The organism is Acinetobacter pittii ANC 4050 (assembly GCF_000399685.1).
In the GTDB taxonomy this organism is placed as follows: domain Bacteria; phylum Pseudomonadota; class Gammaproteobacteria; order Pseudomonadales; family Moraxellaceae; genus Acinetobacter; species Acinetobacter pittii_E.
On sequence record NZ_KB976987.1, the window covers coordinates 3,795,603 to 3,818,442 of the forward strand.

At 38.3% G+C, this 22,840-nt stretch carries 24 protein-coding genes; 11 read left to right on the forward strand and 13 right to left on the reverse strand.

Annotated elements, in window-relative coordinates; translation table 11 throughout:
• Positions 1–2: 2 nt before the first annotated feature.
• The 3 genes from F931_RS21630 to sdsA form a co-directional block, all read right to left on the reverse strand.
• On the reverse strand, positions 3–629 hold the full coding sequence (locus F931_RS21630) for a phosphatase PAP2 family protein (protein WP_016143196.1): 627 nt from the start codon (positions 627–629) through the stop codon (positions 3–5).
• A gap of 183 nt (positions 630–812) precedes the next feature.
• Positions 813–2,873, reverse strand: coding sequence for a site-specific recombinase (locus F931_RS21635; RefSeq protein WP_016143197.1), 2,061 nt, complete (start codon positions 2,871–2,873; stop codon positions 813–815).
• A 14-nt stretch (positions 2,874–2,887) separates the two neighbouring features.
• Positions 2,888–3,865 carry an All-trans-nonaprenyl-diphosphate synthase gene (gene sdsA / locus F931_RS21640; protein ID WP_016143198.1) on the reverse strand — a complete coding sequence of 326 codons (978 nt, stop codon included), beginning with the start codon at positions 3,863–3,865 and terminating at the stop codon, positions 2,888–2,890.
• Between the two features lie 441 nt (positions 3,866–4,306).
• Between sdsA and rplU the strand changes: the two genes are divergently transcribed.
• The 7 genes from rplU to F931_RS21675 all read left to right on the forward strand — a co-directional run bounded on the left by rplU (position 4,307) and on the right by F931_RS21675 (position 10,092).
• Positions 4,307–4,618, forward strand: coding sequence for a 50S ribosomal protein L21 (gene rplU / locus F931_RS21645; RefSeq protein ID WP_000271409.1), 312 nt, complete (start codon positions 4,307–4,309; stop codon positions 4,616–4,618).
• An 18-nt stretch (positions 4,619–4,636) separates the two neighbouring features.
• Positions 4,637–4,894 (forward strand): 50S ribosomal protein L27, encoded by a 258-nt coding sequence (gene rpmA / locus F931_RS21650; protein ID WP_002116037.1) that lies wholly within the window; start codon positions 4,637–4,639, stop codon positions 4,892–4,894.
• A 239-nt stretch (positions 4,895–5,133) separates the two neighbouring features.
• Entirely contained in the window at positions 5,134–5,829 is a 696-nt protein-coding gene (gene lolA / locus F931_RS21655; RefSeq protein ID WP_016143199.1) for an outer membrane lipoprotein periplasmic chaperone LolA, read from the forward strand.
• Between the two features lie 114 nt (positions 5,830–5,943).
• The gene (locus F931_RS21660; RefSeq protein WP_016143200.1) at positions 5,944–6,744 is read left to right on the forward strand and encodes an RsiV family protein; all 801 of its coding nucleotides are present in this window, start codon (positions 5,944–5,946) and stop codon (positions 6,742–6,744) included.
• Between the two features lie 118 nt (positions 6,745–6,862).
• On the forward strand, positions 6,863–8,134 hold the full coding sequence (gene serS / locus F931_RS21665; protein ID WP_016143201.1) for a serine--tRNA ligase: 1,272 nt from the start codon (positions 6,863–6,865) through the stop codon (positions 8,132–8,134).
• A gap of 67 nt (positions 8,135–8,201) precedes the next feature.
• Positions 8,202–9,575, forward strand: coding sequence for a siroheme synthase CysG (gene cysG, locus F931_RS21670; protein WP_016143202.1), 1,374 nt, complete (start codon positions 8,202–8,204; stop codon positions 9,573–9,575).
• A gap of 43 nt (positions 9,576–9,618) precedes the next feature.
• Positions 9,619–10,092, forward strand: coding sequence for a tRNA (cytidine(34)-2'-O)-methyltransferase (locus tag F931_RS21675; protein ID WP_016143203.1), 474 nt, complete (start codon positions 9,619–9,621; stop codon positions 10,090–10,092).
• 60 nt (positions 10,093–10,152) lie between these two features.
• Here F931_RS21675 and F931_RS21680 read toward each other — a convergent pair whose 3' ends face one another.
• Positions 10,153–10,533 carry a winged helix-turn-helix transcriptional regulator gene (locus F931_RS21680; RefSeq protein ID WP_016143204.1) on the reverse strand — a complete coding sequence of 127 codons (381 nt, stop codon included), beginning with the start codon at positions 10,531–10,533 and terminating at the stop codon, positions 10,153–10,155.
• A gap of 117 nt (positions 10,534–10,650) precedes the next feature.
• Here F931_RS21680 and F931_RS21685 point away from each other — a divergent pair, with 117 nt between their 5' ends.
• Complete coding sequence (locus F931_RS21685; protein WP_016143205.1) at positions 10,651–11,211, forward strand: flavodoxin family protein; 561 nt, start codon at positions 10,651–10,653, stop codon at positions 11,209–11,211.
• A 37-nt stretch (positions 11,212–11,248) separates the two neighbouring features.
• Here F931_RS21685 and yeeF read toward each other — a convergent pair whose 3' ends face one another.
• The 6 genes from yeeF to rpoD all read right to left on the reverse strand — a co-directional run bounded on the left by yeeF (position 11,249) and on the right by rpoD (position 17,830).
• On the reverse strand, positions 11,249–12,634 hold the full coding sequence (yeeF, locus tag F931_RS21690; RefSeq protein ID WP_025470464.1) for an APC family permease: 1,386 nt from the start codon (positions 12,632–12,634) through the stop codon (positions 11,249–11,251).
• A gap of 265 nt (positions 12,635–12,899) precedes the next feature.
• A complete protein-coding gene (gene dhaT / locus F931_RS21695; RefSeq protein WP_016143207.1) occupies positions 12,900–14,084 on the reverse strand; it encodes an iron-containing alcohol dehydrogenase in 1,185 nt (394 codons plus the stop codon).
• A 1-nt stretch (position 14,085) separates the two neighbouring features.
• Positions 14,086–14,619, reverse strand: a complete 534-nt coding sequence (locus F931_RS21700; protein ID WP_016143208.1) for a hypothetical protein — start codon at positions 14,617–14,619, stop codon at positions 14,086–14,088.
• Between the two features lie 81 nt (positions 14,620–14,700).
• On the reverse strand, positions 14,701–15,354 hold the full coding sequence (gene lipB / locus F931_RS21705; RefSeq protein WP_016143209.1) for a lipoyl(octanoyl) transferase LipB: 654 nt from the start codon (positions 15,352–15,354) through the stop codon (positions 14,701–14,703).
• A 204-nt stretch (positions 15,355–15,558) separates the two neighbouring features.
• Positions 15,559–15,846, reverse strand: a complete 288-nt coding sequence (locus F931_RS21710; RefSeq protein WP_016143210.1) for a YbeD family protein — start codon at positions 15,844–15,846, stop codon at positions 15,559–15,561.
• A gap of 97 nt (positions 15,847–15,943) precedes the next feature.
• Entirely contained in the window at positions 15,944–17,830 is a 1,887-nt protein-coding gene (gene rpoD, locus F931_RS21715; RefSeq protein WP_016143211.1) for an RNA polymerase sigma factor RpoD, read from the reverse strand.
• A 358-nt stretch (positions 17,831–18,188) separates the two neighbouring features.
• Here rpoD and F931_RS21725 point away from each other — a divergent pair, with 358 nt between their 5' ends.
• Together F931_RS21725 and F931_RS21730 are read left to right on the forward strand one after the other, a co-directional pair.
• A complete protein-coding gene (locus tag F931_RS21725) occupies positions 18,189–18,395 on the forward strand; it encodes a PA3496 family putative envelope integrity protein (RefSeq protein WP_002116495.1) in 207 nt (68 codons plus the stop codon).
• Between the two features lie 74 nt (positions 18,396–18,469).
• Positions 18,470–18,994 (forward strand): YecA/YgfB family protein, encoded by a 525-nt coding sequence (locus F931_RS21730; protein WP_016143212.1) that lies wholly within the window; start codon positions 18,470–18,472, stop codon positions 18,992–18,994.
• Positions 18,995–19,118: 124 nt separating this feature from the next.
• Here the strand turns inward: F931_RS21730 and F931_RS21735 are convergent, their stop codons facing one another.
• Positions 19,119–20,051 carry an oxygen-dependent tRNA uridine(34) hydroxylase TrhO gene (locus F931_RS21735; RefSeq protein WP_016143213.1) on the reverse strand — a complete coding sequence of 311 codons (933 nt, stop codon included), beginning with the start codon at positions 20,049–20,051 and terminating at the stop codon, positions 19,119–19,121.
• Positions 20,052–20,162: 111 nt separating this feature from the next.
• On the opposite strand from F931_RS21735, the gene F931_RS21740 reads away from it, so the two are divergent.
• The gene (locus tag F931_RS21740; RefSeq protein ID WP_005064555.1) at positions 20,163–20,648 is read left to right on the forward strand and encodes a DUF1289 domain-containing protein; all 486 of its coding nucleotides are present in this window, start codon (positions 20,163–20,165) and stop codon (positions 20,646–20,648) included.
• 75 nt (positions 20,649–20,723) lie between these two features.
• Here the strand turns inward: F931_RS21740 and gltA are convergent, their stop codons facing one another.
• A complete protein-coding gene (gltA, locus tag F931_RS21745) occupies positions 20,724–21,998 on the reverse strand; it encodes a citrate synthase (RefSeq protein ID WP_002116327.1) in 1,275 nt (424 codons plus the stop codon).
• A 364-nt stretch (positions 21,999–22,362) separates the two neighbouring features.
• Entirely contained in the window at positions 22,363–22,467 is a 105-nt protein-coding gene (locus F931_RS22335) for a hypothetical protein (protein WP_080649564.1), read from the reverse strand.
• Positions 22,468–22,840 lie beyond the last annotated feature (373 nt).

A 22,840-nucleotide genomic window follows, 5' to 3' on the forward strand; every position in this document is an offset into this window, starting at 1 on the left:
ATCTAAAAATATATTTGTTTTCTACTTAACCTACTTTGTGTTTGTAATAACCAGAGCCAAAGCAGTGCAATCCAAATAAAACCTATGCCCCAACCGGCGAGTACATCTGTTGGAAAATGAACTCCAGCATATATTCTTGAAAGCCCCATGCAAATAAACCAAAAACAGGAGATCAAAATGATATAAGGAGAGTTAATGTTGGGCCTATGGCATAACATTAACATTGCCAGACAAGCTAGTGTTGATGCATAAACACTATGTGCACTTGGGAACGATGCACCATAACTTTCGACAATATGATATGCCTGTGAAGGTCTAGGACGGTCAACACACCACTTGAGCAGCCAACCCATGGTGATACTGCCAAGAACCCCCACGCTAATGAAAATAACAGTAATATATTTTTTATACCATGCTTGATATACACATACCAGAAAGGATAAAAAACATACAAAAGGCATACCGCCTATACGTGCTAAAAAGATCGTAATAGAGTTAAGATAATCTGAACGATTTTCACTCAATATTTGAACGGTGAGAAGATCCAAAGATTGAAGTCTCGGTACAAAAAGACCAAGAACACCTAATCCTAAAAAAATACAACCAATAAAAAGCAATATATAGGGCATGTATATACCTTTGCTTATTCAAGCAGTGTCCACTACTGAAAGCCGTTAAAAGTGTACTTGCCAGTACACTTTTTTTCAAGCCTGATAGATCATCGTAAATTCATTTTGAAATTTTTTTAACATTTGGAAAAACAATCACAACAAAATTGACGAAAGTCACATTCTGTGTACAAAGCAAAACTTTTAGTGTTCTGTTTTTTTTCCGCTATTTGTTGACGTATTTTCTTCAAGTTCTAATGGTTGTTTTGGTGGCCAGAAAAAATCGCTTGGGCGAGTCAGAAAATGGGTCATGACTAACTTGGCTAAAGGTTTCCATTGTTCAAAGCGAACTCGACGCGCTCGTAATGCCACAATAATAGTCAGGGTGAAACTCACGAATAAGTTAGTAAGACCAATACATAGCACACCGAGAAAGGACACTATAATCAAGCCAATATCCGGGCTGCCATTAATGGTCATCAAACCTTGAATAAAGTTAGCAGATGCAAAGGCAATATGACGAATATCTAAAGGTAAGCCTAAAATAAAGCCTATGGTCCCCATACTTCCTAACATGATCCCGAATAAGAAGTTACCGGCTAAAGCACCTAAATTACGTTCAATATATTCAGCAAAACGATTAAGTCGATCTTGCCCAAACCAGTTAGCTAAACGACGATGCGCTCTTAAGCGTGGACCAACTTTTCGATAAACAGCCATGTTGTCAAAATATCCAGCAATTAGACCGGACAAAAATAGACATACTCCCGCAATTGCGGCATGAGGCACTGCTAATGACGTAAAGGGGTTTAAGCTGTGTAGTAAATAGGTCGCCTTGGTATGGGTTAATAACGGTTCATCGAGGTAAAACTGCCAAGCAAAAGTAATCAGTGCTGCAGTAGGGATTGCAATTGAAATGTTACCTAAAATAGCAATGAACTGCGTTCGGATAATATTAATAATGAGGGCCGCTAACTCTGCAATCTGAGCTGTTTTAGAACCTTTACGCTGTTGTACCGTTGCAGCGAGGGCCGCAGCAGTCATAGCGGGTTGTTTGGTTGCAACAGTAAAGTGCAGAACATGAATCAGAATGAAACCCAGAGAATAATTCATACTGAACGTAAAGGCTTGCATGAGCGGAGCCATGGTCATTCTTGATGCAAGAATTTTTAAAGATGCCATAAAGGCAATAATGACACCGGCACCTGCGGCTGCTTTATACATTCCCCAAAAGCCTTTGGTATCTGTACTTACATAATGCTCACCTGTACGGCTGGCATTTTCGGTAACTTGAAAGGCAATGAGCTCACTAGTTGTGCTGAGTAAAGAGCGCACACTTTTTTCACTGTAGTGCGCCTTGGTTAAATCAGAAATAAGATGTCCTAAGGAAACATATTTTCCATGAGTGTTGTCTACGACCAGATAAAGTAATAATTCAATACGATCAAGACATTGTTCAAGTAATGACAGTAAATAAGTCAAACTTAAACTAACACCAATTCTTTTCGTAGCACGGCGAATCTTTAATACAACATCCCGACATTGTTCCAACATAACGAATGCTTGTGACGCATCGGGAGGAGCAATAACTGCAATTTCATGATCAGAAAGTTCTTGTTTCTTATATTTTTCTATAAACTCAATAATTTCACGATTTTGAACTAAAAATGGAGATTCATATTCCGTTAATTCTGGTTGAGCATTAATAAATTCGGGATAAAGTCCAATTCCACTAATTCGATAAGATAAGACAGTGATGGCTTTAATCATTTCACTTTGAATGACAAGCTTTTCATCGACATTACTTTGGCTTTGCCCAATAAGACTAAATAAATTTGACCAATCTTCATCAGCAATATTATTGAGCCAGATTTTGTCACTTTCTAAATAGAAAATTTTTCCAATTAAAATTTTGAGTTGGCTTGAGTCTTCGATTAGCGGTAAAAAATGTGCTCCAAGTCTTTGTCCGAGCTGGTTCCAGAAACCATCTAAAGACAAAATCCCGCTGTCCGCATATAAGCTGACTTGTTTATAGCGATTAATCAAACGTAATAAGAAAGTTTGTAATAAAAAGGGTGCTGTAGGTGTGCGTAAAAGACTTTCAATTAAAGCCTGTATTTTGTTCTTAATTTCATCCGTATCCTCTGGGTCGGATGGGCGGACGACATTGACGAGTTCAATCAGTGGATTTTCATCAATGACAGCTTGAGGATCCTCAAGCTGCTTCTCCATTTTTAAAAAATGTTCTGAAAAATTTACATGCATAGGCAAAATAATATCTATTGTATTCGATGTAACGCAAGCTGAGTTAAGTTAATCAATGCCTGACGATACGGTGTATCGGGTAGGTTTGATAAAGCTTGCAGTGCTGCTTCTGTTTCTTCTTGAGCACGTTGGTTGCAATAATCTAAAGCACCAGACTTCTGTACAATTTCGATGACCTGAGGTAATTGGTCTACTCCACCAGTGGCGATACTGCGACGAATAATCGCATGCTCTTCACCTGTTGAGTGTGCTAATGCAGAAATTAACGGTAAAGTTGGCTTACCTTCCATTAAATCATCACCAATATTTTTACCTAATGTTTCAGCATCTGATGTGTAGTCTAAAATATCATCAATGATTTGGAACGCATTACCAAAATGACCAGCAAACAATCTTAATGGTTCACGGTAAGCTTCTTGCCCTGCCAAAATAGCAGCACCTTCTGTAGCCAACTCAAACAGGCGAGACGTTTTACCATGAATAATTTTTAAATAAGTTTCTTCAGTTGTATCTGGTTGATGCTGGGATTGCAGTTGTAATACTTCACCTTCAGCAATTTCACATGTACCCGTTGAAAAGTCTTTCAATAAAGTCATGTTATTTAAATCAACCAATAAATCGAAAGCACGGGCAATAAGAAAGTCACCGACTAAAACGGCTGTTTGATTGTTCCATGTCGCATTTGCTGTAGGACGACCACGACGAAGCCCAGATTCATCTACTACATCATCATGGACTAATGTCGCAGTATGCAACATTTCAATGATTGCAGCTAAACGCTGTGCGTTTACCATGTTATCTAAACCACAAGCACGGGCTGCAAGTAAACACATGATTGGGCGCATACGCTTTCCGCCAGCTTCAACGACATGCTTGCTGACAGACATGACTAAACCGACTTTTGAGCTAATTCCTTCATTAATCAAGTGATCCATCGCAGCAAAGTCTGAGGCAACAGGCGCAAGAATGTCTTGCTTGAAATCGATGACCATATGAAGAAAAACCCCGTATTGGTAGATAAGTGGCGTTAGTGTATCAATTAAAGATGAGTTGCACAGGTTAACAAGTGGCTGATATTAATCATTTCTATTGTCTTTAAGCGTTCTTTGTTCTTTATTTAAGCAAAACATGATGTTTCCGGCAAAACAATAAATTTAATGACATCAGCATTAATACAACTTGTTCTTGACGCAATTTGTGTCTGGAACTGTATTTTAATTTTCATTCAGAATCAATGAAAACTGCTAAATTCCAATCCAAGCTGTTCGATTTTGTAAGAATAGGGGATCATGCTTTACTGATAGATAGAAAATACTTGTCGTTTGATCAAATTTCACTTAAAATCTGTCGCCTTGTATAACCCCAGTGGCGATCGTTTTAAGATCGATATATCCCTTTATCGACACGACGACACGGGCTGATTGGAGTACATTATGTACGCAGTAATCCAAAGCGGTGGTAAACAGCACCGTGTAGTTGAGGGTGAAACCCTTAAAGTTGAATTATTGAAAGCTGAATCTGGTGCGACTATTACATTTGATGATGTATTAATGGTTGTAAACGGTGACAACATTCAAATCGGTGCTCCAGTTGTAGCTGGCGCTAAAGTAACTGCAGAAGTGATTGGTCATGGTCGTCACGACAAAATCCGCATCATCAAAATGCGTCGTCGTAAACACTACCGTAAACAACAAGGTCACCGTCAATGGTTCACTGAGTTGAAAATTACTGGTATTTCAGGCTAATCACGAGGAGTAAGAGACATGGCAACTAAAAAAGCCGGTGGATCGACGAAGAACGGTCGTGATTCAAACCCAAAAATGTTAGGTGTTAAAGTTTACGGCGGTCAAGCTGTAACTGCTGGTAACATCATCGTTCGTCAACGTGGTACAGAGTTCCACGCTGGTGCAAATGTTGGTATGGGCCGTGACCATACTTTATTTGCTACTGCTGACGGCGTAGTAAAATTCGAAGTGAAAGGTCAATTTGGCCGTCGCTACGTAAAAGTTGAAACTGTATAAGTTTTAGCTTCAAAAAAGCCCACATTTTGTGGGCTTTTTTTATGGTTTTAATTTTTATTTATCTTCATCATGATGAATGAAATTCTACAAACAACATGAACAACATAACAAAATATCTTATTTTCTCAATGATTAGCACAGAGTTTGTCGGTTAATATGAGTCTTGAATTAAGAGCTTGCCAAGTTTCATAACTTTGAAAGAAGGCAAGTTGTCTTACAGCAACTAAAAAGGTGATGACATGAATATGCTTCGTAAAACTATGTGTGCTATTACACTTAGCGCGTCAGTGCTTGCTCCTGTAATGAGCACTACAGTGTTTGCTGCGCCTGTAGCAGCACCGGAGCAACAGGCAATTGGGAACCTGGTTAATCAGTTATCAGGTTTACAACGTTTGACTGCCGACTTTGAACAAACAACAAAAGCCAATACAAAAACTGTGGCACAGAAAAAGAGTTTAAGTGCACAGCATATGAACCAGACATTTAAAGGCTCAATGAAAGTTGAACGTCCTGGGAAATTTTATTGGGAAACAGTAAGTCCTGCTAAACAAACAATTGTAACGAGCGGGAAAACAGTTTGGATCTATGACCCAGATTTACAGCAAGCAGTCCGTCAAAGCTTAGATGAGCAGGTTGCAGATACGCCAGCGTTATTACTCTCTGGTAATACCAACCAAATCATGAAGTCTTATCGTGTAACGCAACCCGATAAATCTAAACTCTATTTCACATTATTCCCTAAAAAAGAAGATGGTGCATTCCAAAGCTTAACCATTAGTTTTGGAGCAAATAAAGCCCCTACACTTATGGTATTGCAAGACTCATTAGGTCAAACCACCTATGTGCGCTTTAAGAATGTTAAGGTAAATGCCTCAATTCCTGCATCTGTCTTTAACTTTACGCCGCCAAAAGGTACAGATGTTATTGACCAATAATGAATACCTCTCAAAAAAGCTACCTTCACGGTAGCTTTTTTTATGCAAGAGAGATAGATACATTTTTTAACCCCGTCTTATTCTTACGCTTTGTATAGTGATAGGGGTAAATTCATGGGGATTATTATGCGACTTTACGATAAAAAAATTATTTGTATTCTTCCATTAATGGCTGCAATGGCAATTGTGGGTGGTTGCCAACCAAAGTCAGCAGCTAAAGAGGAGCAGGCCACTTCAACTGCAAAAGTTAAAGAGACTAAAGAGGCTGATGTTCCTGTGATTCAAGCAAAAGTAATCCCAGTAAAATTGCCAAAATCAAAAGTTTGTTTAGAAGACGGGTGTACGGAGTATGATTTTCAAACCGTACAGACCAATCAAAAATGGATTAATGATTACTTCACCAATCGTATAAAGAAAGCAGATCCGAATGCTTTTGCAAATTTAGCCGATCAACCTGTCGAAGTACCTGAAGGTGAACCGAGTTCGAGCCAAAGTGCAATTTATGTTCGCTATTTAGGACAAAATTATAATCTTGCGACTTTTGCATTACAGACTTGTTCGTACTCAGCTGGTGCGGCTCATGGTATGTCTCATCAAGAGTTTGTAAATTTTGATTTATTAAATAAAAAGCACATTACTGTTGCTGAACTTATTCAACCAGACGTTGAAAAACAGTTGATTGATGCCCTCTATGATGCAAATACAAATTGGCTTCAAGAGCACAATATCAATCGTGAAAAACTTCAGCTAAGCGATAATTTTTACTATGGAGCGAATGGCATTGTATTTGTCTATCCAATCTATGAGTTGGCGTCTTATGCAGAGGGAATGTCTGAATTAACACTGCCGTATTTTGAAGCGAGTAAATTCATTAAACCTGAGTATTTGCCGAGTGTGCCAAACTATAAGTTCTAAAATAGGTGATCTATTCTAAGAATTGTGTGAAAGCTATTCGTTATGAAGATGATCACTATATTTTTTAGTGTTAAGGCCTTACACTATAGCCAGTTTTTTACCCATATTATGATTGATTATGATCGACCCTAAGTTACTCAGAAATAATATTGAAGCCGTTAATGCAGCTTTGGCAAAACGTGGTGTTCAATTAGATGTTCAAGAATGGGCTTCTTTAGAAACTCGCCGTAAAGACTTGCAATCGAAAACTGAAAAATTGCAGGCAGAACGTAATGCCGGTGCAAAACAAGTGGGTCAGATTAAAAAATCCGGTGGCGACGCTTCTGAAATCATGGCGCGTATGCAAGCCATTGGTGATGAAATCAAAGCTGCTGAAGTTGCTTTATCAGAGCTACAAAACGAGATTGAACAAAAAGCGCTGAGTATTCCTAACTTACCAGATGAATCTGTTCCTGCTGGTAAGGATGAAGATGATAACGTTGAAATCTCAAAATGGGGCACGCCTCGTCAGTTTGATTTTGAAATCAAAGATCATACTGATTTAGGTGAGTGGATGGGCGGTTTAGAGTTTGAGACTGCGACTAAATTGACTGGCTCACGTTTTAGCGTATTGAAAGGCCCTTTAGCACGCTTACAACGTGCATTAACGCAATTCATGCTCGATACCCATACTTTAAAAAATGGCTATACAGAAGCTTATGTGCCTTATTTGGTAAATGCTGATTCACTGCGCGGTACTGGTCAATTACCAAAATTTGAAGAAGATTTATTCAAACTTCAAGGCGAAAAAGAATATTACCTCATCCCTACAGCAGAAGTTCCTGTTACTAACTTTGTTCGTGATGAGATTATTGATGCCGAACGTTTACCTTTAAAATATGCAGCGCATACGCCATGTTTCCGTAGCGAAGCAGGCTCTTATGGTCGCGATACACGTGGTTTAATTCGTCAGCATCAGTTTGATAAAGTTGAGATGGTGCAAATCGTTAAACCTGAAACTTCTATGCAGGCACTTGAAGAACTTACTGCTCATGCTGAGGGCATTTTGCAGGCACTTGGCTTGCCATATCGCAAAATTTTGCTCTGTGGTGGGGATATGGGCTTCGGTGCGACTAAAACTTACGACTTAGAAGTTTGGGTGCCAAGCCAAAATACTTATCGTGAAATCTCAAGCTGCTCTAATATGGGTGATTTTCAGGCACGCCGCATGAAAGCACGCTACAGAATGGATCAAAAGAAGACCGAATTGGTGCACACCTTAAATGGTTCAGGTCTTGCAGTTGGACGTACTTTGCTTGCTGTAATGGAAAATTACCAACGTGAAGACGGTTCTATCGAGATTCCAGAAGTATTACGCCCATATATGGGTGGTGTAACGTTTATTGACTAAGCTTTGCATCTAAATTGTGCACGGTTTTTGCTTAACCTAAATCAGATGATTCATGTAGAGGTTTAAGGTGGATATTTTTCCAATCTCTTTAAAGTTGCAAAAGCAACGTTGTCTGATTGTGGGTGGTGGGCATATTGCGCTACGTAAAGCAAACCTTCTAGCCAAAGCAGGAGCGGTAATTGATATTATTGCTCCTGCAATTGAAGAGCAGCTTTTACAGTTGGTCAAAACGACTGGTGGAGAGTATTTTGCTGAGTCTTTTGCCGAAAAAGTATTAAATACGTCTTATCGATTAGTCATTGCCGCAACTAATGATGCGCAGGTGAACAAAGCTGTTTTTGAGCAATGTGAAGCGCGTAATTTACTAGTAAATAGTGTCGATGATATTCCGCACTGCCGTTTTATGGTTCCAGCGATTATTGATCGTTCTCCATTGATTATTTCTGTTGCCTCAAATGGTGCATCGCCAGTTTTATCTAGACAACTTCGTACTCAAATCGAAACGATTGTTCCACATGGCATGGGTAAATTGGCTGAGTTTTCTGGTCAATGGCGTAAGCAAGTAAAAGAAAAGATTATTAACCCAGATGAGCGTCGAATCTTTTGGGAAAACCTCTATGCTAGCCCATTAAAAGAACAAGTTTTTAATGACAATTTAGACGTTGCAAATGATTTGATTCAGCAAGCCTTAACAGAATGGACTGCACCTAAAGGTGAGGTTTATTTGGTAGGGGCTGGACCCGGCGATCCAGAGTTGCTGACACTAAAAGCATTACGTCTTATGCAACAAGCAGATGTCGTGATTTATGATCGTCTTGTTTCTGCACCCATTTTAGAACTTTGCCGCCGTGATGCGACTAAAATTTATGTGGGTAAAGCTCGTTCGAATCACTCTGTTCCCCAAGATGGCATCAATGCTTTACTGGTTGAGTATGCTCAAAAAGGAAAGCGTGTTTGTCGTCTAAAAGGTGGTGATCCGTTTATCTTTGGGCGTGGTGGTGAAGAAATTCAAGAGCTGGTTGAAGCGAATGTCACTTTCCAAGTTGTGCCGGGTATAACTGCAGCATCAGGCTGTTCAGCTTATGCAGGTATTCCTTTAACACATCGTGATTATGCACAAAGTGTTCGTTTCTTGACTGGGCATTTAAAGGAAGGTTCACCTGAACTTCCTTGGAATGAGCTGGTTTATGAAAATCAAACTTTGGTTTTATATATGGGGCTAGTTGGCTTGGAGCGTATTTGTGAGCAACTTATTGCTCATGGTCAGCGTGCCAATATGCCGGTGGCTTTAATTTCTAAAGGAACCACACCAGAACAGAAAGTTGTTGTTGGAACATTAGCTGATATCGCAACTAAAGTATCTGAACATCATATCGTGGCGCCAACTTTAACTATTATTGGTGAAGTGGTAAGTTTACGTGAACAGTTGAAATGGCAATAAGCTCATTTGAGTTTATTGCTGGTTATTTAAGTCGAGAAAATTTGTGATTCATGTTGTCCTATACGAGCCTGAAATTCCTGCCAATACAGGCAATATCATTCGTTTATGTGCTAATACGGGCGCACAGTTGCATTTAGTCAAACCTCTAGGTTTTGAATTAGATGATAAAAAGCTCAAACGAGCAGGCCTTGATTATCATGAATGGGCACGTATGCAGATTTGGGACAATATAGAGCTTTGCCTTGCAGATTTAAAAGCTAAAGGTGTCGAGCATGTTTTTCCCCTCACAACTAAAGGTTCTGCAACTCCACATACGGTTGATTTGAACCGGCCTGTGGCTTTACTGATGGGGCCAGAAACACGTGGTTTGCCTGAGCATGTTCGCTTAATATTTCCACAAGAACAGTGGATTCGTTTGCCGATGGCTGAAAACTCAAGAAGTTTAAATTTATCTAATGCAACCGCCGTAATTGTTTATGAAGCATGGCGTCAGCAGGGTTTTAAAAACTTAGGATAAGTTAATAGTTTTTAAATAAAAATAAGGTCACAGTTGTGGCCTTATTTTTTTCTAAATTATTTAAGCCTGTTCTAATGCTTTTTCGTCATAAGTCATTTGGGCTGCTAAAACCTGTTCAATATTGGTTTCAGCCCATTCCTTTAATTGGAAGGCCATTGCAGCTACATTTTGCCCTAAAGAAGTCAGTGAGTAATCAACACGAATAGGAGAGGTATTCTGGATTTTACGTTCGATAAAACCATCTCTTTCTAGCATTTTTAGTTTTTGTGATAAGACTTTAGGAGAAATGCCTTGTATATTCTTTTTGAGCAAATTGAAGTGCTGAGTTTCCTCTTCAAGCACATTTAAAATCAATAAAACCCACTTATCTGCAATTTTTTCAAAAAATAAACGAGCAGGGCAATGTTGTTGAAAAATATTATATTTTAGACATTCATTCATATTATTTACCTACTAATTTCTTAAAAAATTACCATAGTTACCAGTTAGTAACTAATTGACACCTAGTTTCTAAAATATATCATAAAGTGGAATTTAATAAAACAAAGGTTTGCTCCCATGTCTAATTCTAATATCGCGGTTGTATATTTCTCTGGTTATGGCCATACCAAAGTAGTGGCTGAAACGTTTGCAAATGAAATTAATGCTCAGCTCATTCAAATTGATCAGGAAGGTAATATTACTGATCAAGATTGGCAGACATTAAATGATGCAAAGGGGATTGTTTTTGGTGCTCCGACTTATATGGGCACAGCACCATGGCAGTTTAAAAAGTTTGCTGATGCAACTTCGAAAGTGTGGTTTACACGTGGTTGGCAAGATAAAGTCTTTGCAGGTTTTACAAACAGCGCGAGCTTAAATGGCGATAAGCAGGTTACTCTTATTCAATTACAAACTTTAGCTTCGCAGCATGGTGGAATCTGGGTGAGCCTTGGTTTATTACCAGCAAATACAAAAGATGCAACACGTGAGGATGTAAATAACTTAGGCGGTTCAGTTGGGCTTTTGGTTCAATCACCTTCAGATGCAAGTGTAGAGGAAGTTCCTACTGGAGATCTTGAAACAGCGAAGCTTTATGCTCAACGTGTACAAAAGATTGTGAACAAAATTTTTGGTTAATTTGACCATAAAAAAGGCGCTTTAAGCGCCTTTTTTATTATTCATGTTCATTATGCTGCGGAGCATTATATTTGAAGCCTTTGGTTTTGTAGGCCAAATAACCTACACCAATAACCGCCCAAGCTAAGCCAATTTGTAAGGCAAGCTTATCAATCTCAAGCCACATCATAAACACACTGGCAAAACCAAGTGTTGGTATAACAATATAATTGACGATGTCTTTAAACGTTTTATTCTTGCCATCTCTTAATGCATAGCGAGAAATAACAGAGAAGTTAACAAAACTAAAAGCGGTTAAAGCACCAAAACTAATCAAGTTGACAATATGCTCAAGATCTAAGAAACCAGCAGATAAAGCAACTACACCTACAATAAGAATGTTGTAAGTTGGAGTGTGTAGTTTTGGACTAATATGACCAAATAATTTCTTGTTGATTACGCCGTCGCGTCCCATCACATACATTAAACGAGATACGCCTGCATGAGCAGAAATACCCGATGCCATAACAGCGACTACAGCAAAATATAAAACCAAAGTTTTAAATGCAATACTACCAATCGCAGCGACCATCACTGGCTGTGACTCATCGAGGGGATTAAAGTAAGCATTTGGGTTACTTGGGAAATATAATTGGATGAAGTAAGTACTTACAATAAAAATAATACCTGCAAGTAATGCCGTAGTGAAAATAGCTTTCGGAAGTGTTTTCTCGGCGTCTTTTGTTTCTTCGGCGAGAGAAGATAAAGCATCAAACCCAGTGAAAGAGAAGCAGAGTACAGTAGCACCAGCAATTAAGGCACTTACAGATGTCATGTCGTTCCAAAAAGGAGTCAATGACCACAACGCAGCTTTATCCGGATTTAAAGTTCCGTCTGCATATACACCTTGAGTAAGTAAAATATATACCTGATAAACGAAATAAAAAATTACGCCAAGCTGAATAACAACGATCGTACTGTTAAAACGCGCGACAAATCGTGCACCAAATAAGTTAATAACGGTCATTAGGGTGGTTAAACCAATCACCCATAGCCAGTTATTTACCTCTGGAAAAAGAGCTCTTAGATAAATATCTGCCAAAATAATATTAACAAGCGGTGACAGTAAATAGTCTAACCAAGAAGACCAACCCACCATAAAACCAACATTAGGATGAATTGATTTTTGGGCATAAGTATAGGCTGACCCAGAAGAAGGGTAGCGCTTAATCATATGTCCATAACTGATCGATGTTAATAAAATTGCGACTAATGCAAAGATGTAGGAAGTTGGTACATGACCGCCACTTCGCTCTGATACTAAACCAAAAGTATCGAATAACGTTAATGGCTGAATGTAAGCTAAACCAATAATAATAATGTGCCAAAGCACAAGATTCTTTTGAAGTTTAGCTGTTGGTTTAGTCCCAGATAAATTTGTCAACGGCGTTATCCTCATAATCGTTGATCAAGGATCAGCTTGGTGTTAAGGATCGTTTGAGACGAACGATCCCCCCTACAGAAAAAGATAAAGTGCGCCAATCTATCCTAAATTGATGCAAATTGTCAGTACTTTCATCGATTTTTTAGCAAATTTTTTGCCATATTTCCAAATAAAATGATGAACAAAAATTCATGACTATAAAAAAGGTCTGATTTTGTTTAAAAATCAGACCTTTAGAATTGAGGTTCAAATTTAACTTATCGAATTACCATGCTTTTTGTAAGATATATCGAATATCTTTTAAGCTAGCTTCTTTAGGATTGTAAATAATTGAGCCATCATTTAGTGCTTTTTCTGCAATTTCATCGAGCTGAGCTTCATTTACTTTACCTGTTTCGCGTAAAGTGCGTGGTAACTTGGTTAAAGTAAATAGACGGTCACGCATTGCCAAAATCGTAGCAATTGCTCTATCTGCTCGTTGAGTTGCTGGAGTTTGGGCATAGATATCAGCACCAGCTAACGGTAATAGTAACTCACCAACTTTCTGCCCATTTACCTGCTTATTATATTCAAGCACATAAGGTAAGAATAAATTCATGCATAACCCATGGGGCAGGTGAGCAACAGCACCTAAAGCATGTCCTAAAGAGTGTACAAGTCCTACCATTGAATTAGAAAATGCAATTCCCGCCATTGTTGAGGCTTGTGCTAGTTCTAAACGACCTTGCTGGTCATTTGGATTTTCTAAGACATTAAATAAGTTTTCACTAATTTTCTTAATCCCCGCACTTGCATATGCATCACTTAATGGATTAGCAGCCAAACATGTATAGGCTTCAACACAATGCGTTAAAGCATCCATACCTGTCATTGCGGTTAAATGAGGTGGTAGTGTAAGGGTCATGCGTGGATCTAAAATCGCTGCATGTGGCATGAGGTAGGCAGATGTGAATGCTAATTTAATATTCTTTTGTGTATCTGAAACCACAGCAACCATAGTCACTTCAGATCCAGTACCTGAAGTTGTGGGAATTACAAAAAATGGTTTTAATGGTTTTGGTAAGTTATGTGCGCCAACATATTGCAGAAGGTCATCTCCACCTTCAGATACTAAAATGTTAGTGGCTTTAGAGGTGTCAATAACTGAACCACCACCTACTGCAATAATCGCATCACATTTATTGGTACGATAAGCTTCTGCTGCCAAACGAACCACTTCTAAACTTGAATCAGGTGGTACATCATCAAAGACATGAGCAATAACAGTATCTGTAGTACTAAATGCAGCTTCAATCGGGGACAACAAACCATTCGCACGTACACCTTTATCTGTAATGATAAGAGGACGTTTTGCACCTAAAGTTGCAAGTTCAAATGGAATATGTTCTAACGCAGCGTTACCAGCAATGACTTTTACAGGACAAAAGAATTCGTAATATGGTTTAGCCATGTTATGCGCTCCGCTTGAAATAGGATTTGGCTACTTTTAAGTAAATATTTGCAGCCTCGTTGAATTTTTCTTTTAGGGTGAGTTCTGTTGGGTATTCTTTGACTGCAAGTGACGCAACCAATTTAGGTAAAATAAGAGATTCCATTCTATTTAAACAACGAACAAAGCGGATTCCAGCAGACACATCACCATCGGCGATCATTCGGTCATTAGCAAATGCTTGAGCAGTACTTTCTTGAAAAGAAAACACTAAAAAGGCATGAGTTACATGTTTGAATGTGATGGTTAAGTCCGGCTTTCTTTCAGCTCTTTTGAGTAGCTCTAACTGTTTGTCTTCTGTGACCCGAGCAAAAAATGCTGGTCCATTTGGGAAAACATTCATTGAAAGTACAAAGTGAACAGGAAATTTAGATACTTCCTCTTGTATTTCAGTGTCCACTTGACTCGCCATGACTAAGCCACGACCAATAACATCCATCATGAGCTTAACATAGGCAAGTTGCAGAGTAGGCTTTACAGCTTTTGTCGAAATCACTCGTGTATCCCTTGTTAAAATTATGCAAAAGCAAATTTAGAGTAATTACTCTAATCCATTTTTATTTCATCGCAAAGCGATTTATTCAGATTTGACTTCTGGGTCATTAAAGTACCCAGTATTCTTAATATACTCAATAAAGTCTTGGCAAAGTTGAGTGAATGATGGATAGGGAGTCACTAAATCTTGTATACGGACCATTTCTAAACCTGCGTAACCGCAAGGATTGATAGTTTGGAACCCATCTAACGCACAGTCCAAGTTTAATGCTAATCCATGATAGCTACGGCCACGACGAATTTTAAAACCTAAAGAACCAATTTTACGACCATCTACATATACTCCAGGAGCATCGGGCTTGGCATATGCTTCAATTCCGTATTTTTTCAAAATATCTATCATGAATTGTTCAGCAAAACTGACCAATGTACGTACGTTCCATTTTAGACGATTAAGATCAAACATGAAGTAGGCAACAAGCTGACCTGGTCCATGCCAAGTTACTTGCCCACCACGGTCAGTTTGTACTACGGGAATATTTGATGAAATTAGGATGTGTTCAGGTTTACCAGCTTGACCTTGGGTTAAGACATTATGATGTTGAAGTAACCATAACTCATCAGGTGTATCTTGATCACGCTCATTTGTTAAGAGTTTCATGGTTTCAAACTTGCTTTGATAATCTTGTAAATCGTTCCATTGCCGAATGATCAAGTCGGGTTTATCAAGGCTCATCACAATATCTTCCTATAAGTTAGTTTATGCGGCATCCAGTTAACATCTATGAGATAAAAGCCGAAAACTTTGTAATTTTAAAGGATTTTATAAAAGGAATTCTAAATATTTGTAGGGCTTTTCATGATTCGTTAACTTTAAAATTTCCAAAAAAAATACCACAGTAAGAATGTCTAACTGTGGTATTCATTGAAGAACTTAAAATTAAAGCGCAGTTCTAATCTGCGGACAAGCAGCCAAGTCAGCATAAAGTGCATGAACTTGTTCTAATTCTTCAAAGCGCAATTGTGCTGTTAAAGAATGATACTTGCCGGTGCGAGATTCTTGAACTTTTAATGTTGAGTCATCGAAGTCTGGGAAATGTTTCACCAAAATATCGACTACAGCAACACGTAATTCTTCACCCGCATCGCCAATAAGTTTAATTGGATAATCCATCGGAAATACCCAAAGATGTTCTTGTAGTTCGCGAGATGGAGTGCGGTCTAACATAAGTTACCTCATGATTTGAAACGCCTGCATTATCGCAGGCGTTTATAGCTCTTTCTATTAAATGGGGCTTGGTTTTGAAATTTCAAGCTTTCAAAAATTAGTCATTTTCCAAGAAAGAACGTAAGTGTTCAGAACGAGAAGGGTGGCGTAATTTACGCAATGCTTTCGCTTCAATCTGACGAATACGTTCACGTGTTACGTCAAATTGTTTACCTACTTCTTCAAGTGTGTGATCGGTTGGCATATCAATACCAAAACGCATCTTCAATACTTTCGCTTCACGTTCAGTTAAGTTTTCCAATACTTCACGAGTTGCTTCTTTTAAGCCTTCTGAAGTCGCAGCATCAATTGGAGAAGTGATGTTTTGATCTTCAATGAAATCGCCAAGATGCGAATCTTCATCATCACCAATAGGTGTTTCCATCGAGATCGGTTCTTTCGCAATTTTAAGTACTTTACGAACCTTAACTTCATCCATTTCTAAACGTTCACCTAATTCTTCAGGTGTTGGTTCACGGCCCATTTCTTGTAACAATTGACGAGATACACGGTTGATCTTGTTAATCGTTTCAATCATATGTACTGGAATACGAATTGTACGAGCCTGATCGGCGATCGAACGGGTAATTGCCTGACGAATCCACCAAGTTGCATAAGTCGAGAATTTATAACCACGACGGTATTCAAACTTGTCTACAGCTTTCATCAAACCAATGTTCCCTTCTTGAATCAAGTCAAGGAACTGTAAACCACGGTTGGTATATTTCTTCGCAATCGAAATTACCAAACGAAGGTTGGCTTCTACCATTTCTTTCTTGGCACGACGTGCTTTCGCTTCGCCAATTGCCATACGTTTAGAGATATCTTTAATTTCAGCAACGCTTAAACTAAGCTCTTTCTCAATATCTGCAATCTTTTGCTGGAATGCTAAAACATCAGGACGAACTTTTTCTAAATGTGCCTTGATTTCAGCAGGAGCTTTAGCAATTTGTTCGTCTAACCAAGCTGGATTAGATTCTTGTTTAGGGAAAGATGTACGGAATTGAGTACGGTCCATACGGCCACGACGTACTGCATAACGCATGATTTCACGTTCATTGGCACGAATTTGCTCATGTGTGCCACGAATCATTTCAGAAATGATATCGAATAAACGAGGTGTAAATTTAAACATCATGAATACAGTAGCTAAAGCTTCTAAAGCTTCTTCAGCCTCTGGGCTATTACGACCATGTTTTTCAACTGCAGCTTTTGTTTTAGCCCAAGCAGCTTCTAGTTCAGTAAAACGAACTTTCGCTACTTCAGGGTCTGGACCTGAATCACCTTCAGAGTCATCATCACCTTCAGACTCTTCTTCTTCATCGTCATCATCAAGCTTAACTTCTTTGGTTGATTTTGAAGATGATTCGTCTTCTTCTTCAAGCTCTTCAACTTCTTCTAAAACTTCTGGAATATCTTCATCAGTTTCAGGATCGAGATAACCAGATAAAATATCGGCAAGACGACGTTCGCCAGTTAAGAAATCATTATATTCTTTTAATACAACTTCAACAGCATTTGGCCAGTAAGCGATTGAATTAAGGACATCACGGATACCTTCTTCAATACGTTTGGCAATGCTGATTTCACCTTCACGGGTTAACAGCTCAACTGTACCCATTTCACGCATGTACATACGTACAGGGTCTGTCGTACGTCCAGGCTCATTTTCAACCGATGCAAGTACGGCAGCAGCTTCTTCTTCAGCAACCTCATCAGTTGCTTCAGCCGACTCACCGAACATGGTATCGTCAGATTCAGGTGCACGCTCGTGTACAGGAATACCAACGTCTTGAAGCATTTGAATAATGTCTTCAATCTGTTCGCTTTCAGTAATCGAGTCCGGCAGATGATCGTTAACCTCAGCGTAAGTTAAGTAACCTTGTTCTTTGCCTCGGCTAATCAGAGCCGCTACTTGAGAAGTAGGGGAATGCATATCGCTCATCTTTGCTTACTCTTTGTTGAATCTGTGGCAGTGAAAAACCGTGCATGATAGCACAATTTGCTTGAAATGTTTTGGCTTTGATCAGTAACCGTTAAATAAAAAATATCTTTGAATTCACGTCTGTTTTTTGAATATTGGGCTAAAATCATTTTTTTCAAGCTTAAATCATCGAAAAGATCATAGAATTTTTTTTTGATCAAAAAAATAGTTCAGGTTTATAAATACACAATTTTTTGGGTGAAAAAAAGTACAAATATGCAGTTTAATGAAAAAAATATAAATAAAACTTGACACGGGTAAATAAGCAAGATAAATAGCGGCTAGACCCATTCACATTTTTTCATTAGAGGTAGTTTTAGTGTCTTCTACAGATTTTGAATTAGATGATAACTACGGTGATGATGATGATGTCGGTTTTGATGAGTCATCAGGCAAAATCACTGCGAAAGAATCATTAGAAAAACGTAGATTAATTGATGATCTATTGGCTCAACGTCGTTTAGAGCGTGAGTTAAAAGATTTTGATTACGATTTAGACGATGATGATCTTGATGATGAAGACTAATCAAATCTGAATAGGGCATCGTCAGCTTAGATGCTATGCTATCGTAGATTTCTTTTTTATAGTCAGGTAACACAATGAGTGCGTTAGATTTAGACCAATTAAGTGAATATCTAGATGGAGACCACAATGAGTATGGTCTAGATTTCGCTGCAACTCATGGTTTTCTGTGTGCAATTGCAGTAGGCCCTCAGTTTGATCGTTGGTTGGATGAATTATTTGATAATAACCATAAAAAGGTTCCTGCCGAAATTATTCAGCAGATCAAAGAATGGTTAGAGTCAATTCGACAAGACTTAGCAAATGAAAATGGGATTGAATTTCCGTTTGAAATTGAAGAAGCCGATGTTGAGTCTAGCTTAGGTGACTGGAGTGTTGGATTTGTTGATGCAATGTTCTTAAATGAAGATGCATGGTTTGCACCTGAATACGAAGAACAACTAATTGATTTAACTTTACCAATGATGGTATTTAGTGGAATTGATGAAGAAGATCCTCAGATGGAATCTTTCCGTCGTAATGGACAGTTAATGGATGAACTGGCAGAAGAAATCCCAGATAATTTGAATGAATTATACTTGATGTATCATACGCCAAATTAATTTATTAGAAGAAATAATAAATAACGTCCTTTCTAGGGCGTTTTTTATTACGAAAAATTAAGTGATATAAAATAAAAAAGGGCATTTAGAAATCTAAATGCCCTTTGAAAACTATTTTATAGTTTTATAAACGTTTACGCTTTGCAGCAGCAATTTGTGACTGGCGCATACGGAAACCAGCTTTTTGCTTTTCAGTGGTCTTGTCGATGCAATAAACGCAAGAAACACCGTGTTCATAACTAGGTAGAGCCGACTCTTCAGGAGTTAAAGGCCAACCACAAGCATGACATTTAATGTTAACGCCTTCTTCGACGCCATGAGTTACAGCAGTACGACCATCAAATACGAAACATTCACCTTCCCATAAGCTTTCATCTGCGGGGGTTTCTTCTAAATACTTAAGAATACCGCCTTTAAGGTGGTAAACCTCTTTAAATCCTTCTTGAAGAAGTAAAGAAGTTGATTTTTCGCAGCGAATACCGCCAGTACAGAACATCGCAATTTTTTTATCTTTATGTTGCTCTAATTCTTTCTTAACGTATTCTGGGAACTCACGGAATGTTTCTGTTTTAGGGTCAATTGCACCCTTGAACGTACCTGCTTTATATTCATAGTCGTTGCGTGTGTCGATTAAAATTACGTCATCACGTGCAATTAAATCATTCCATTCTTTAGGATCAAGGTAGTGACCGACTAAGTCGCGTGGTTTAACTTCAACGCCTAAAGTTACAATTTCTTCTTTAAGCTTAATTTTCATTTTGCGGAAAGGTTTGTCAGAGCTATGGGATTCTTTGTATTCCATAGAGGCAAAGCCTTCATTGAGCAAAAATTGATGTAACGTATCAATTGCTACGCGATCGCCAGCAACAGTACCATTAATTCCTTCACCTGCTACAATCAGAGTTCCACAGAGGTTAATTGTTTTCACTAAGTCTAATAAGCGTTGTTGAAGATCGGCAGGATCTTGAACTTCTTTAAATTGATATAGTGCGGCAACAACCCAACCTGCGGTCGCTTGCTGTTCTACAGGTGCAAGCTGTTCTACAGTAGCGTTCATGGAAAACTCCAAATGTATTAAGATAGAAATTTAAGGCGCATATTTTAGCGCGAAAATTTGTAATAAGCGAGAAAACCATAAAAAGTATATGGTTTATTTAAGGAGTTTGTTTTGAGTAATGATCATCGAACGCTCTCTCTCACCCCATGTGCAGGGCGTTGTTCAACAGTTTTTGGTGATCAGGTTTGCCGTGGTTGTCGTCGTTTTAACCACGAGGTGATTCAATGGAATACTTATACAGCAGAGCAGCGTTTGGCTGTATGGAAGCGTTTAGACGATCAGTTGAATCAAATCTTAGTACCGATGCTGCCTCATGCAGACTTACAGCATGTTGAGGGCTTCATTTTAAGTAAGCGTGTTCGGTTAATGGAAGGGGCGAGCCAAGGTCGTAAGCTTTATCACGCTTTAAAAATATGTGAAAAGAATAAACATCTTGCACACGAGAGTGGTTTGGGTATTTCGGAGTCTCAAGTCAAAACCATATGGGTAGAATTTGAAAGACGTGTTTTAGCTTTGGCTAAAGCGAGCTATGAATTGGCTTGGTTACGTGCTGATGGAATTAGCCATCACTTGTTAACTATGTATGAAGAAGAATAAGTTTAGAGTAGAAAAAAGACTTAAATAAAAAAGCTGCCAGAAGGCAGCTTTTTTTCATTAATTTTCTTTCGAATATTAACGTTTGATGTCGCGTTGAGTCTCACCAGTATAAAGCTGACGAGGACGACCGATTTTGTAAGGACCGCTATGCATTTCTAACCAGTGGCTGATCCAACCAACTGTACGTGCAAGAGCGAAGATTACAGTAAACATTTCTGTTGGGATACCAATCGCTTTAAGGATGATACCTGAGTAGAAGTCTACGTTAGGGTAAAGTTTACGCTCAACGAAGTACGGGTCGTTCAATGCAATACGCTCAAGTTCCATAGCAAGTGCTAATTGAGGATCGTTGATACCCAAAGCTTCAAGAACTTCGTCACAAGTTTGCTTCATCACTTTAGCGCGTGGATCGAAGTTTTTGTAAACGCGGTGACCGAAGCCCATAAGTTTAACTTCTTTGCGTTTAACTTTTTCCATGAACTCTGCAACGTTTTCAACGCTACCGATTTCATCAAGCATCTTAAGAACTGCCTCGTTTGCACCACCGTGAGCAGGTCCCCAAAGTGCAGAGATACCAGCAGAGATACATGCATACGGGTTTGCACCAGTAGAACCAGCAAGACGTACTGTAGATGTAGAAGCATTTTGCTCATGGTCAGCATGAAGCGTGAAAATACGATCCATTGCGCGAGCAAGAACAGGATTTACTTTGTAATCACGGTCAGCAGGAGTTGCAAACATCATGTGCAAGAAGTTTTCCGCATAACTTAAATCGTTACGTGGATAGATGAATGGTTGACCTACTGTGTATTTGTAACTCCAAGCAGCAAGTGTTGGAATTTTTGCAATTAAACGAATTGCAGTAATTTCGCGGTGGTTGATATCTTCAATATCTAGGTTGTTGTGATAGAACGCAGATAATGCACCTACAACACCTACCATGATCGCCATTGGGTGAGCGTCACGACGGAAACCATTGAAGAAACGGCTAACTTGATCATGAACCATAGTATGAGCACGAACTTTCGTATCAAACTCAACTTTTTGCTCAGCAGTTGGGAGCTCGCCATTTAATAATAAATAACAAGTTTCAAGATAGTCTGCTTGAGTTGCTAACTGGTCAATTGGGTAACCGCGGTGTAATAAAATACCTTTGTCACCATCAATGAAAGTAATTTTAGATTCGCATGCGGCTGTCGCCATAAAACCAGGATCAAAAGTAAAATGACCTTCTTTCAGTATGCTGCTGACATCAATTACATCTGGACCTAAAGTGCCACTGTAGATTGGTAAACCAATTTCTTTGCCATCAAGATGTAATACGGCTTTTTTGCCATTTGCTTCAGACATTCAATAGATCTCCTGTCCTGGTGAATGTTGATCTGACTCGAAATCCTAATGTTCTCATGTGCGAATCAGACGGTGTCAAAATTTGCTATAAGATTAGTGAGTACTGAAATTTTGTCAATTATACTTATGGATAAAAAATGACGTTCCCACAGAGAGTTAGTCATCAAGACCCGAGCAAAAAAGTCAGTAAAATCACTGCATCGGGATGGTATAATAAGTCAATTCAACAGGAACGTGCAGAAAAAAAATGAAGGGTGAGTACAATTGTAAGCAAATTTTTAAATTGAAATTCAAAATAATAAGACGGTAGAAAATGCCAATCTAATTAAAAAAATCATAAAACTCATGATGTAAGTTAAAATTACTAATCAAAAAACAATGTATTTTTATTTAGTTGTAACAAAGAATATTGTTCTTTTTTTAAGTTTAATTGTATAAAAAATAGCTTATCAGACATGATTGAAATAATAAGAAATTTTTTTAAATAGATTTAACTTTTTAAAAGTAGTGTAGATTATCTAATATGTATTTGAATATAAGTAGTTTCACTTATTTGGATTGTGGCCTGATTACAAAATATGAGGTATTGCCATCATTTTTCTATTTATATGAGGAATTTATAACTTTATCTTTAGTCTAAAATAGACTTATTTAAAAGAAATTTCAGAAAAAATGAAATTAAATAAAAAGTTATTTTAAACAATGACATGATGTGTAGGGACTTCTTCTTTTTATAGGGGTAGTGAAGGAATATTGTTATGAATGATTCTTATTTAATGATTTTTTGCTGAAAAGGCAAAGTGGATCGTTTGTATTTTGATACTTCGCGTTTTATAATTCAG